The following is a 12,732-nucleotide window of genomic DNA, read 5'->3' on the forward strand; positions in this document are numbered from 1 at the left end:
GCGCCAGACGCCGCTCAGACCAGCTCCGCGAACACGACGTTGCTGATCAGCAGCGCGCGCGCGCTCAACCGCAACCCCGCCGGCGTGCGCTCCAGCAGGCCGCGTTCCAATAGCGAACGGATCTCCTCGCCGGCGACCTCTTCCGGCGTGTGGCCGGTTGCGACCCGGAAATCCTCCGTCGGCACGCCCTCCACTAGCCGCAGCCACATCACCAGCCGCTCCCGCGCCGCGCGCTCCGGGGGCAACCGCTCCTCGAACGCGGCGGGCGTCCAACCCTTGGAAAGCCGCTGGGCCCATTCGTCCAACGATTGGAAATTGCCCCATCGCAGACCGCCCCAGTGCGAGTGCGCGGCCGGGCCCACCCCGCGGTACTCGCCACCGGTCCAGTACAGCAGGTTGTGGCGACACTCGCGCCCCGGCCGCGCCCAGTTGCTAATCTCGTAGTGTCGGAAACCGGCGGCGACCAGCCGCTCGTGCACCCGCTCGTACTCGGCCACCGCCTCCTCATCCGCCGGCGGTGCAAGCTCGCCCCGCGCGACCGCTGCAGCGAGCGGCGTGCCGGCCTCGATGCTCAGCAGATACGCGGAGACATGCTCCGGATCGAGCGCCAGCAGCTCATCCAGGTCGCGTTCGAGCGCGTCCCGCGGCCGCTGCGGAATCGCGAGCATTAGGTCCAGTGCGACATGCTCGATTCCGGCGCGGCGCAGCGCGCGCACACTCGCGGGGATGTCCGCGGCGAGCTGCCGACGACCCAGCGCGCGCAACGCCGGCTCGTGAAAGGTCTGTGCGCCCAGCGAAACACGCGTGACGCCGGCCGCACGGAGCCTCCGCGCGGTTGCGAGATCCACGGTGCCGGGGTTCGCCTCGACGGTCCACTCCTCCGCGGCCCGAGCATGGCCGCGCACCAGCTCCAGCAGACGCTCCAGCGCTGCCGGCGGCAGCGCGGTTGGCGTGCCCCCGCCGATGTAGATCGTCGCGGGAGGGCGGTCCCAGTGCAGGAGCGCCAGTTCCCGTTCGAGCATCTCCAGGTAGCGTGCGAGGCGCTCCGGCCGCGGCGGCGCTTCGGAGGCGAAGTCGCAGTACGCGCACTTCCCCACGCAGAACGGAACGTGCACGTACAGCCCCGGGCCGGCCGGCGGCCGCAGCGGACCCGGCGGCGAAAGGGCCGCGCCGCTCACGGCTCCCGCTCGATCACCGCCCGCTGCGTGCCGAGCCCGTCGATGCCGGTTTCCAGCACGTCGCCCGGTTCGAGCACTCGGGGCGGTATGCGGGCCGATCCGATGCCCGCCGGCGTGCCCGTCGCGATCACGTCGCCGGGCTCGAGCGTCAGGCCGGCGGAGATGTGCATCAGGATCGTCGGAATGTCCGCGATCATCGCCGCGGTGGACCCCTCCTGCAGCACCTCGCCGTTCAGGCGCGAGAACAGACGCAACGCGTGCGGATCGGGGATCTCGTCCGGCGTGACCAGCCAGGGACCAAGCGGACAAAACGTGTCAAAGCTCTTCGCGTAGCACCACTGCTGGCCCGCCCGCTGCGCGTCCCGGTCCGTGACATCGTTCAACACGCAGTAGCCCGCGACCACCTCCATCGCCGCGGCTCGTGTCAGCCGGCGAGCGCGCCGGCCGATCACGACCGCCAGCTCCACCTCGCCGTCCACGCGGCGCGAGAACGGCGGCAGCCGGATCGGGTCGTACGGACCGTTCAGCGCGGTGACGGCTTTGCTGAACACCACCGGCACCTCCGCCGGCGGACCGCCGAACTCGCGCGCGTGTTCCGCATAGTTCTTGCCCAGCGCGAGGATCTTGCCGGGACGGGCCACCGGCGGACCCAGCCGCACGCCGTCCGCCCGCAGCACGACGCATCGCGGCTCCGCCAGCAGCGCGGGGAGCCGGCGCAGCCCCCCATGCGCGAAGAAGTGCAGGTCGTAGTCCGCAATGTCGAACGCCATCGCATTCACATCGAGAATGCCAGGGGACGCCGGGCCGAACGCATCCGGGATCCAGACGCCGGGCCGTTCGCGGCCGGGCGGACCGAAGCGCACAAGTTTCATGAGGCACGGACCCTCCGACGGCGCGTCCGGGTGCGCGAGGTCCGGCGCGGCGGCCGCGGCGGCGGCTCCGCCGTGCGGGGTTCGGGCGGCGCGCCGAGATCTTTTCGGGAAAGACCGGCGGCGGCGAGCACGCGGTCGGTGGTCTGAAAGTGGCATTTCGCGACCGACCAAAGCACCTGGGGGCCCTCGCGGCGCACCAGCTCCAGCGCGGTCGTCTCGGCCGCGGGCGAGGCGCCCTTCGGCAGCGGCACGTCGTGGCGCCGGCCAAGGTCCGCCAGCGCCTCCAGAAAGCGTGCGCGCGCCAGCACCGACGCAGCCGCGACGGCCGGGTCGCTCTCTGCGCGGGGGCGTTGCTCGAGCCGGATGGAGCGGCCCCGGCGCATCAGCGCGCCTTTCACGCGGAACGCGGGACCAAACTGGTCCGAAAGCGCCCGCGGGCAGTCGGGCACCCGCTCCAGGAGGTTCTCGATCGCACGCGCGTGGCCCCAGGCCAGCACCGCGTTCACATTACCCAGCCTCGCATGGAGGCGGTTGTAGGCCTCGGGGCCGATCACGACCTCGACGTGGCGCTCGCCGAGTGCCCGGCGGATCTCGCGCGCCATCCGCAGTGCGACCGCGTCACTGGTGATCCGCTTCGAATCGCGCACGTGCAACTGTTCAAGCGCCGGCACGAGCGCCTCATCCACATACGCGGCGGCGACCACCAGCGGCCCAAAGTAATCCCCCTTGCCGCTTTCGTCCACCCCAATGTGCGGCGAGGTGCGGGAGGGATCCAGCTCATCCTCATAGCCGAGCGCGGCGCGTCGCAGCACGATCGGCTCGAGCACGAACGTGACCCAGTCCGCCGCGCCCATGCCCTGCGCCACACACTTGCCGGACTCATACAGCACAATGTGGCAGTCCGGCCGCTCCGCGGCGACGATCGCGTGCGGCACCTCCACCAGCCGGTAGTTGCCCCGTTCCAGCTCGCGGCGAAGACGGGCCTGCTGTTCCGCGTCCAGCTCGAACGTGAACGAGGTGCGAGGTGTCGGGTTCATCGGGGCGGGGACGATACGGGAACCCCGCCGCTCGCGCAACGGGCCTCCGGCCCGGCGGGGCGTTCCGCAACGCACAGCAGCGAGAGGCCGGGCAGCTGAACGTGCCGCTCTAAGCGACTGACCAGCGGCACCAGCAGATCAAACGCCTTGATCTGCCAACGGCTCATCGAACGGCGGCGCCACAGCACGCTGTTCCACCACCAGCCGAGCATCGCGGCAAAGTTGAACGACCGCATGTGGACCACCCGCAGCCCGCTCGCCTCGACAAGCTCGCGCAGCGTCTCGCGTCGGTAACGGCGATGATGCCCCAGCTCCCGGTCATACCGACCATACAGCGCCGGGTGCTGCGGCACCAGCAGCACGAGCCTCCCCCCCGGCTCGAGCACTCGCGCGAGCCGCCGCAGCGCGGCGGCATCGTCCGCGATGTGTTCGAGCACGTTCGCGCAGACGACCGAGTCGAACCGTTCCGCCGCAAGAGCGTCGGCGTCCGCATCGGAGTCCAGATCAAAGCGCGCGACGCGGACGATCGGGTGACCGGCCCACGCATCGCCGAGCAGCCGCAGATAGGTCGGGTCGTGGTCGCTCAGCACCAGCCGCTCGCGACGCGGCAGCCAGCGGCTCAGGTTGCCGATGCCGGCGCCGACCTCGAGGATCCGCAGCCCGAGATATGGCAGCATCACCTGGGCCATCCACTGGTGAAAACGCCGCGCGAGCGACATCTCGGCCAGAATCGCGTGGCCGTACCGGTCCTCGTAACAATCATCCACCACCCAGAACTTCAGGATCGTAAAGATCGCGGCCACACCGTCCCTCCAGCCGATCTTCTTGCCCTCCGCGTAGCTGCGCCCGTGATAGTTGATCGGCACTTCGTAGACGACGCAGCGCCGTTTGGCGATTTTCGCGGTGAGCTCGGGCTCAATGCCGAACCGGCGCGAGCGGATCGGGATCGTCCGCAGCACGTCCGCGCGAAACGCTTTGTAGCCGGTCTCCATGTCGGTGAGGTTCAGACCAGTGCAGAGATTCGACAGCGTGGTGAGAAGGCGATTGCCGAGCTGGTGGTGATAGTTCAGCACGCGGCGCATACCCCGCGGAACGAAGCGGGAACCGTAGACGACATCCGCATGCCCCTCCAGCAGCGGACGCAGCAGCACCGGATAGTCGGCGGGGTCGTACTCCAGGTCCGCGTCCTGAAAAATCACAAACTGGCCGCGCATCTCGCCGATTGCCCGCGCGATCGCCGCCCCCTTGCCCTGGTTCACCGGCTGCCGGATCACCCGCACAACCGGCGCATGCTGCCGCTCGATGTCGCGAGCGATCTGGGCGGTGCCATCGTCCGAGGCGTCGTCCACAATGATGATCTCGCGGTCGAGGCCGTCCGGCAACGGCGCGGCGAGCACCCGTTCCACACAGGGACGCAGCCAGGTGCGCTCGTTGTAGACCGGAATCAGGATCGAGACGAGCCGGCGGCCGGTGGGCTCAGACGCACCGCTCATTCGTCGTCCAGGCTCCACGAGTACACCCGCAGCGCCGGGTCGAGCGCGGTGAGACGCTCCCGGACCCGCAGCGCGGCCTCCGGGTCCTTCGCGAGCACCCCGAGAAAACCGCCGCCACCGGCACCGGCGAGCTTGCCGCCGACGCACAGGTCTTCGACCTCACGGAACAGCGCGTCGATGTGCGGGTTGCTGCACTCGGGCGTGAGCTGCTGCAACGCCGCCCACGCGCCGGCGAGCGCGGCGCCGAGGTCGTCGAGCCGGCCCATCGCGAGCGCGGCGCGCGCCTCGGCGGCGATGTCCACCAGCGCGCGGATCGCATCGAGCGTGCGCGATTCCCTCCGCAAATAGCGCTGCACGACCAGTTGCAGGATGTTGCGCGCAAGTCGCTGCTGGCCGGTGAACACCAGCACGAACCGGCGCTCAAACTCCTCGCGCACCGACGGCCGCAGCGGCACGCGCTCGATCTCCAACCGCAGCGGACGGCGCGGCAGCGTCCGAATGCACTTCACTCCGCCGACCAGCCCCCCGATCTGGTCCTGCCATCCGCCGCCGGTGTGCATCCGCTGCTCGAGCACCAGCACCAGATCGCTCACGGTGCGGGTGTCCGCGGGGCGGCCCGCCAGCTCCTGCAGCACACGCATCACTGCAGCGCCCAGGATGCTGCTGGTGCCCAGCCCGCTGCCCTTCGGCACCGCCGCGCGCGTGCGCAACCGCACGCCCTGCGTGATGCCATCCGGCCCTGCATAACCGGCAACGCGCAGCGCGGTCTTCAGCAGATGAAAGGGATCCGCGACGCCGTCGCTGGCCAGGGCTTCCACCGGCGATTCCACAACGCGCCGCGCGCCGAGATCCTCCACCTCCAGCTCCCAACGCGGCACCGGCAGCGTTTCCGCCTCCACCGCGACCGGTCGCTCTCCGTCGAGCCGCAGCGCAAAGTTCAGCACCATCGCCGGCCGTTCCAAACAGTACGGTGGCGTGTCGCTCCAACCGCCCGAAATGTCGAAGCGGACCGGCAGCCGGATCTCGAGCCGGCGCGGCGGGCACCCCCGGACCGGTTCCGGGTCGGTGTAACGCACCGCCTCCGCGACCTCCGCCTGCACTGCTGCGAACGCCTCCTCCGCCGCCCGGCGGGCTTCCTCAAGGCTGCCGCCTGCCAACGCCAGGTCCGCGCGCATTTGCAGCCGTCGACTTCGCGGCGCCAGCGGAGCGACGGGCGCGTCGTCGGCGAGCATCTGATCGGCCAAGGACAGCGCGCGAGTACGCAGCCCCACCGTCGGCAGCCGGCGCGCGAGCTCGTGCACGTTGCGGTCGAGCGCACTCTCCACCGCCCGCCCCAGCGTCTGCAACAGTAGCGTTGCCTCGGTCGCCGCAAGTTGGCGCGACCACGCACGGTAGTCGGCACGGCGGTGGAGCTCCGCAAGCGAGATCCGCTCCGCCGCCCGCCAGTCCCGCCGAATACGCTCCGCGACCCGCCCCCGACCGGAACCGGCCAGCCACATCGCAAACCGCAGACTTGCGGGCATCTCCTCGACCGGAAACAGCCGCGCAGTCCAGATCTGCGCTGGGGTGCCGGCGGGCCACAGCTCCTCCGGCCGCACCTCGTGCTCCTCCAGCCACCACCGCAGATCACGGTTGCAGTAGGTCGCATGGGCCGCCTCCGCGCCGGGATGGTCGTCGGTGCCGCACACGACGGTCACCACCCGGGCGCCGCCCCCCTCCGGCTTGAGAGGCACCTGCCAGACGGCCGTATGATCCGGCAGCGTCCACGCCTCGCCGCCATCGTCGACACCCACCGCGACACAGCGCCGTCCGATTGCCGCATGCGGGCCAAGACGGCAACCGTAGACTAGGCTGCCCCACCCGACCTGCGCGTCGGAATGCACGGTGCTGACGTAGAGGCGTGCATCGGGAGAAATGCGCGGCCCATCGTCCGCGAGGACGCGGGTGAGCAGCGCGCCCGACCATGTCCCGCTGAAGTGGTCCAGGATCTCCGCCGTGGTGCCGAAATGCAGAAACACCAGCTCATCCGCCCGGCGGTGTTCCAGCGCGAGCGCGCCCAGATGTTCAACAAGCCGGCGACCCCAGTCGGTGGCCGCGACCGCCGGCTGCGACGCCGCAACCATCGCGCCGGCGAGTTCCTCGTAAAGACTGCACGCCGAGCCGCTCTGCAGCAGCAAATCATAGGCACCGGGCCGCTCGAGCGACGCCCGCACAAGCGCGCCAAAGGCGGCACCGGTGAACGCCCACACGCCGGTGTCCAGCAGTGCTGCCCCGCCCTCAATCAGCGCGCCCGCTGCCTCCAACTCCGCCGGCGAGGCCTTCTGCAGCAGTCGCCGCACCCGCCCGTCCGGCCCTCCCACGACCACCCCGTGCCGCGAGGCCAGATCCAGCGGTACCGGCGTGGTCACCACCACGGCCGCGTCGCACGGAAGTCGCAACCGCACCGGATCGAACAGCAGCAGCATGTCGCCCGAGAGCGTCACCATGCCGCCGCCGTTCAGCGCTTCGACAAACCCCGACGAGACCGCCACCAGATGGTCGAACACAGTCGGCAGCGCGTGGTCGGGGTCCGCGAGCAGGGGTAGCGGGATGAAGGCCTTACCAAAGGTGTTCGCCCATGGAACGCGTCGGCTGTCCCCTCCCGAATGGATCAGCAACACGCGCCGCGTGGCCAGCTCAGGGTCCTCCGCCGCAGCGGCCCGCAACGCATTGAAGGTGGCGCCCCCGCTGCCGATCCGGCGACCGCCCGGATCGGGCACCACCAGGGTGCGCGTGGCCCCCGCGAGGACCCCGCGCTGGCGCGCCGCCTCGAGCGCCATCGCGTACCAGTCGGCCTGCGCCTCGCTCGCGGCGGTGAGAATCACCCAGTCCCAGGAGGGAAACCGCTCCGGCGCAGCGATCGCCAGGCGGTGCCGCGCCCAGCTCCCCGCCAGGTCCCGCAGTTGCGTCTCGCCGACGCGGCGCATCTGGCCCCCTCTTCGGCCCTTCCGCCCCTCGCGCTCAGAGCCGGCCGTCCGCGGCACCGCGCGGGAGAATGTACTTCACGTCGAACAACACGTGCGGGCGGCGGCCGAGCGCGCGGATGTTCGCGGCGCCCATCTCCCGGAATTGCCGGTGCGCCACCGCCAGCAGAATCGCGTCGTAGGTGCGCGCACGCAGCCGACGGATCAGCCGGATACCGTACTCCCGCTGCGCCTCCGCCGGATCCGCCCACGGATCGTACACGTCCACCCGGGCACCCAGCTCGCGCAGCTCCTGAACGATGTCGACCACCCGTGTGTTGCGGATGTCCGGACAGTTCTCCTTGAACGTCAGCCCCATCACCAACACGCGCGAGCCCGGCACGATGATGCGGCGGGCGGTCATCAGCTTGATCAGGCGGGTGACCACGTACGAGCCCATATTGTCGTTCGTGCGCCGGCCCGCGAGAATCATCTCGGGATGGAAGCCCACCTGCTGGGCCTTGTGAGTGAGGTAGTACGGGTCCACGCCAATGCAATGCCCCCCCACCAGGCCCGGCCGGAACGGCAGGAAGTTCCACTTCGTGCCGGCCGCCTCCAGCACCTCCTCGGTGTCGATGCCGAGTCGCTCAAACAGCATCGCCAGCTCGTTCACCAGCGCAATGTTCACGTCCCGCTGGGTGTTTTCAATCACCTTCGCCGCCTCCGCCACGCGGATCGAGCTGGCCAGAAACGTTCCCGCCTGCACAATCGTCGAGTACACCGCCTGCACACGCCGCGCGGCCGCAGGGGTGGAACCGGAAACAATTTTCCGGATGTTGACCAGCCGGTGCTCCTTGTCGCCCGGATTGATCCGCTCCGGACTGTAGCCCAGGAAAAAATCGCGGTTCAGCTTCAGACCGGATCGCCGCTCGAGAATTGGCGCGCACACCTCCTCCGTCGCGCCCGGGTAAACCGTGGACTCATATACCACGATGTCCCCCCGTTTGAGCACTCCCCCGACCGTTTCGCTGGCCCGTTCAAGCGGCCGCAGGTCCGGCCGTTTGAACTCGTCCACCGGCGTCGGAACCGTGACGATGTAGAAGTTGCACGACCGCAGATCCGCAGCGCGGGTGGTGAACCGCAGATGCCGCGCTGCGCGCAGATCTTCCGGTTCGGTTTCCAGCGTCGAGTCGCGACCCGCACGCAGTTCGCGAATCCGCGCAGGATTGATGTCGAAACCGACCACCGGCATCCGACGGCCAAACTCAACCGCCAGCGGCAATCCGACGTAACCAAGACCAATGACCGCAATGCGCGTGGTTCCCAGAAGATCCGACGACATCGGATGGTCTCCCGTAGGCATGACGCCGACGTGATGATGCCGTAATGGCGCGGCGCTGAAAAGCGCCATAGTTGAAAAAACGGGCGGTGCGCATGATTCGATTCGCCGCAGTCGCAACGCAAGCGGCGAGCGGTGATGGGCCGCCGTGTCACCGGCGCCAACGCGTTCATGTCCGTGTTCATGTGCGTCCCTGGCGAAAACGCAATGCCCGCCCAGAGGAAGCGGGCCTCCGGGATACGGCCATCTGGACGGCCACCCCAAAACCGGCCTACAGCGAGGGCTTCATCCCCCCGACACGAGCGCGGAGGCCAACCCTCAGCGCCTTCCTCTCCCGACGGCCAATGGCGCGTTGCTCACTACCCCACCGCCGCACTGTCTTTTTTGCTCAGTAGAGCGCGGAAACGCGGAACCACCACGCGGGCGTACCCCCGGCGGAAACTACTGCCGATGTCTCTTCCCCTACCGCACCGGAAATATTGGTCACGTTCGCCCATGCGGCCGGCGGCGTGGTCGATCGCTGAACCCAGTAAGGATTACCGGGGAAACTTCGCCATCGCAGCCGCACACCACCCGCCTCCCGCTGCACCGCCGTCAACGGCGTGGCGGCCGACAACCACTCCACCAACGGAGGTTTGAGCGCACGCTCGACCGTCATGAGGCCCCAGTGCGGCCCCACTCCTCCCTCGGTCTTCCATGGCTCGTCAAATGCCTCAAACACAAACCACCGGATCCCGCGTTCTCGCGCCAAGACCGCAAACGAATGCAAAAACGTCCGCTGCTCGGCGATTCCGGGCACCGCTGCGCCGTTCGCGGGCCCCGCGGTCGGCCAGCCGGTCTCGCCGATCCATACCGGCTTGTGCGGGTGCAGGTTCGTCACCTCACTCCAACGCCGGGCCACGTAGGCGGCCGCGCCCGTCGCCGGCACCCCGTCCCAGTATGGGTGAACATGCACCAGAATGACGTCCACCGCCGCAGCAAGATTCGACCCTTCTGCTCCTGTCCAGATCTGCCACGGCTCTGCCGTCGCCACCGGCAGGCCCGTCGCAACGCGCACCTGCTGCACAAAGTCGGTCAGCGTGGAAAGCGGTAACCGATTGAACAGTCTCACCTCATTTCCGACGATGAGCCCCTTCGTGGTCGCATGCCCCGCCTGCCCGATGGCGATGAGCCGTTGCACCTGCTGAGTGTTTGCGACCGGACTGGTGTCCAGCCAGGCACCGGGCCAGCAGTCGAGCCCCGCAGCCGCGCACAGCCTCGGGATCTCCGCGAGCGTTTGCTCCACCCCATAGGTCCGGATCACCGCGCACAGACGCTGGAGTGTCTGCAGATCTGCCGCGATCTGGTTCGTTGTGGGGTACGCGCCGCCCGGCGCTTGTCCCGCTCGGAAAGGACCATACGCCGCACCGTCCAGCGGCCTGGGCGGCCCCGCCGTGGCAACGGGCATCCGCACGAACACCTCCAGCACCGCCACAGCCACCCACATCCGGCCCGGACGTATCGCGCTCATCGCCAACCCCCGCGACATCCTACCACCTTCCCAAACCCGCTGCGACGCTCCCCTCCTCTTCCCTGCCATGAACCCTGCGAGACTCGACACGCTGGCGGATCGTTTGGCATACTCGGTGCCGCTTTTTCAGGCGGTGACGGCACCGCGAAAGGAGCGCCATGACGAACGAAGTGGAACGCGGAGACACAAGCCCCAAACTGTGCGGGTGGCCGGACGAAACCTGGGCGTTTCTCGTTCTCCGGCTCTGGCTGGCGATGCGCGCAATCGTCACCGGCCTGCAGAAGTTTCAGGGCGTGGACGAAGGGGGCCAGGCGGCGTTCGGGCTGAAATACTACAAGGCGATGCCCGATGCGCTGTTCAACAAAATCGCTGCGGAGCCGTTGTTCCCCTCCTTCCTTTCCAAGCCCTTCACCGCATCGCTCGGCTATCTGCTGATCATCACCGGCCTGATGACGCTGCTGGGCCTCGGCACAAGGGTCTCGCTGGTGATCCAAGGGCTGCTCTATGTGGCGCTGACCTTCGGCCTCATTCTGATCAAACAGGACGCCGGCGTCGCCTGGCTGGGCATCCACGTGGCGCTCGTCGCGCTGGCGCTGGCGTGGGCGCGACATAACCGGCTGGCGATCCTCAAGAAATGGTGAACCGACCATGAATTCCCACCGTCACAGTTCTCACGGGACCCGACGGGCGGCCGCCGAGCGCGTCAGCCGCCGCAGTTTTCTGCAGCGCAGCGCGGTCGGTGCTGGTCTGGCGATGATCAGCCGCGTCGCCGCGAACGCCCAAACTTCCGCCGCCCCAGCCGCCACCCCCCAGCCGGCTCCCGCGGTGCTGCGCGGTGCCGGCGAAGTCGTGCGGGTGGGCCTGGTGGGCTGCGGCGCGCAGGGCCGCGTGCTGCTCGAGGCCTGCATGCCGATCCCCGACCTGCAGTTCGTCGCGGTTTGCGACATCTGGCCCTACAACCTCCGCTACGGCGTCAACTACCTTCAAAAGTTCGGCCACACCGTCTCCTCGCACGAGGACTTCGACGAGTTTCTGTCCGCCGGCAAGGACAAGGGCATGCAGGCGGTCATCATCGCCACGCCCGACATCTGGCACTCCCCCTACACCGTGGCCGCGCTGAAGGCCGGCCTCCACGTGTACTGCGAGAAGATGATGTCGAACACCGTCGAGGGCGCCCGCGCGATGGTCCGCGCAATGAGGGAAACCGGCCGGCTCCTTCAGATCGGCCACCAGCGCCGAAGCAATCCCCGTTACCTCCACGCGCTCGAGAAGATCATGCGCTCGGGCATGCTGGGCCGCGTCGTCAACGCGGGCGGCCAGTGGAACCGTTCCATCCGCGGCAGTGTGGATCTCACCTGGCCCGAACGCTACGCGCTGCCCCAGGCCACGCTCGAAAAGTACGGCTACGCCAACATGCGCGAGTTCCGCAACTGGCGCTGGTTCCGCAAGTACAGCGGCGGCCCCATCTCCGACCTCGGCGCCCACCAAATTGACATCTTCGGATGGTTCCTCGGTGCCCGCCCCAAAACCGTAATGGCGTCCGGCGGTACGGACTATTTCACCGACCGCGAGTGGTACGACAACGTGATGGCCATCTATGAGTACGGACTGCCCGATGGCTCCACCACCCGCGTCTTCTACCAGGTTCTCACCACCACCAGCGCCGGCGGCGGCTACTTCGAAACCTTCATGGGCGTCGATGGCACACTAAAAATCTCCGAAAACGAGGCCATCACCCGCGCCTACAAGGAAGCCCACGCGGACTGGACCGAATGGATCGAAAAAGGCGCCGTCCGACCCATCGAACGCGCCGAGACCATCCCGGTGAGCCTCTCGCAGGTCGCGCTGCTTGACGTGCGCGCCTCGGCGGACCTCGACGCGTTCGAACTGCCGGTCCCGATGGACAAGAAAGCCCACCAGCCCCATCTCGAAAACTTCTTCGATGCGGTGCGCGGCAAGGCGAAACTGAACTGCCCGGGCGATGAAGCCTTCCACAGCGAGGCCGCCGTCTTCAAAGTCAATCCCGCAGTGGAAGCAAAACGACAACTGGTGTTCGAGCCCTCGGACTTCGAGGTGTGAACAAAATCACGCGGGATGCGTCACCTACACTGAACGCGATCATGCAATCAGAAAGGAGAGCTGGATCATGAGCACACCGATGCGCGCAATCGCGGTTGGACTGCTGGCCGTAGGGCTCATTGGTGCCCGATCGGAAGACAAGGTCGAGCTGAAGTTGGAGTTACCGAAGCCGATGTTTGTGGGCACGCCGGTGCCGGTGAAGGTACCGAACCTGGAGCCGGCGGGGACGAAGCCGCCGGTGGTGATGCTGCCGAAGGATGCGGCGGTGAACGTGGCGCGGGG

10 protein-coding genes are annotated in these 12,732 nt (G+C 68.4%); 3 read left to right on the forward strand and 7 right to left on the reverse strand.

Translation table 11 applies throughout. From position 1 onward, the window contains the following. Positions 1-14: 14 nt before the first annotated feature. The 7 genes from hemW to N2652_02320 all read right to left on the reverse strand — a co-directional run bounded on the left by hemW (position 15) and on the right by N2652_02320 (position 10,371). On the reverse strand, positions 15-1,178 hold the full coding sequence (gene hemW / locus N2652_02290; GenBank protein MCX7818029.1) for a radical SAM family heme chaperone HemW: 1,164 nt from the start codon (positions 1,176-1,178) through the stop codon (positions 15-17). Then, positions 1,175-2,050 carry a fumarylacetoacetate hydrolase family protein gene (locus N2652_02295; GenBank protein MCX7818030.1) on the reverse strand — a complete coding sequence of 292 codons (876 nt, stop codon included), beginning with the start codon at positions 2,048-2,050 and terminating at the stop codon, positions 1,175-1,177. Before N2652_02295 ends, hemW begins: the two co-directional genes overlap by 4 nt. Further along, the gene (rnhC, locus tag N2652_02300; protein MCX7818031.1) at positions 2,047-3,087 is read right to left on the reverse strand and encodes a ribonuclease HIII; all 1,041 of its coding nucleotides are present in this window, start codon (positions 3,085-3,087) and stop codon (positions 2,047-2,049) included. Before rnhC ends, N2652_02295 begins: the two co-directional genes overlap by 4 nt. Next, the gene (locus tag N2652_02305; protein ID MCX7818032.1) at positions 3,084-4,580 is read right to left on the reverse strand and encodes a bifunctional glycosyltransferase/class I SAM-dependent methyltransferase; all 1,497 of its coding nucleotides are present in this window, start codon (positions 4,578-4,580) and stop codon (positions 3,084-3,086) included. Before N2652_02305 ends, rnhC begins: the two co-directional genes overlap by 4 nt. Next, complete coding sequence (locus N2652_02310) at positions 4,577-7,546, reverse strand: hypothetical protein (GenBank protein MCX7818033.1); 2,970 nt, start codon at positions 7,544-7,546, stop codon at positions 4,577-4,579. Before N2652_02310 ends, N2652_02305 begins: the two co-directional genes overlap by 4 nt. 34 nt (positions 7,547-7,580) lie before the next feature. Continuing rightward, a complete protein-coding gene (tviB, locus tag N2652_02315; GenBank protein MCX7818034.1) occupies positions 7,581-8,864 on the reverse strand; it encodes a Vi polysaccharide biosynthesis UDP-N-acetylglucosamine C-6 dehydrogenase TviB in 1,284 nt (427 codons plus the stop codon). A gap of 385 nt (positions 8,865-9,249) precedes the next feature. Then, the gene (locus N2652_02320) at positions 9,250-10,371 is read right to left on the reverse strand and encodes a glycosyl hydrolase family 17 protein (protein MCX7818035.1); all 1,122 of its coding nucleotides are present in this window, start codon (positions 10,369-10,371) and stop codon (positions 9,250-9,252) included. A gap of 158 nt (positions 10,372-10,529) precedes the next feature. On the opposite strand from N2652_02320, the gene N2652_02325 reads away from it, so the two are divergent. From N2652_02325 to N2652_02335, 3 genes are all read left to right on the forward strand, one after another. Next, positions 10,530-11,012 carry a DoxX family membrane protein gene (locus N2652_02325; GenBank protein ID MCX7818036.1) on the forward strand — a complete coding sequence of 161 codons (483 nt, stop codon included), beginning with the start codon at positions 10,530-10,532 and terminating at the stop codon, positions 11,010-11,012. Positions 11,013-11,019: 7 nt separating this feature from the next. Continuing rightward, positions 11,020-12,450 (forward strand): Gfo/Idh/MocA family oxidoreductase, encoded by a 1,431-nt coding sequence (locus N2652_02330; GenBank protein MCX7818037.1) that lies wholly within the window; start codon positions 11,020-11,022, stop codon positions 12,448-12,450. A 67-nt stretch (positions 12,451-12,517) separates the two neighbouring features. Beyond that, positions 12,518-12,732: hypothetical protein (locus N2652_02335; GenBank protein MCX7818038.1), on the forward strand; the 215-nt coding region annotated here is incomplete at its 3' end.

It is taken from the genome of Kiritimatiellia bacterium (assembly GCA_026417735.1).
In the GTDB taxonomy this organism is placed as follows: Bacteria; Verrucomicrobiota; Kiritimatiellia; order PWTM01; family PWTM01; genus CAACVY01.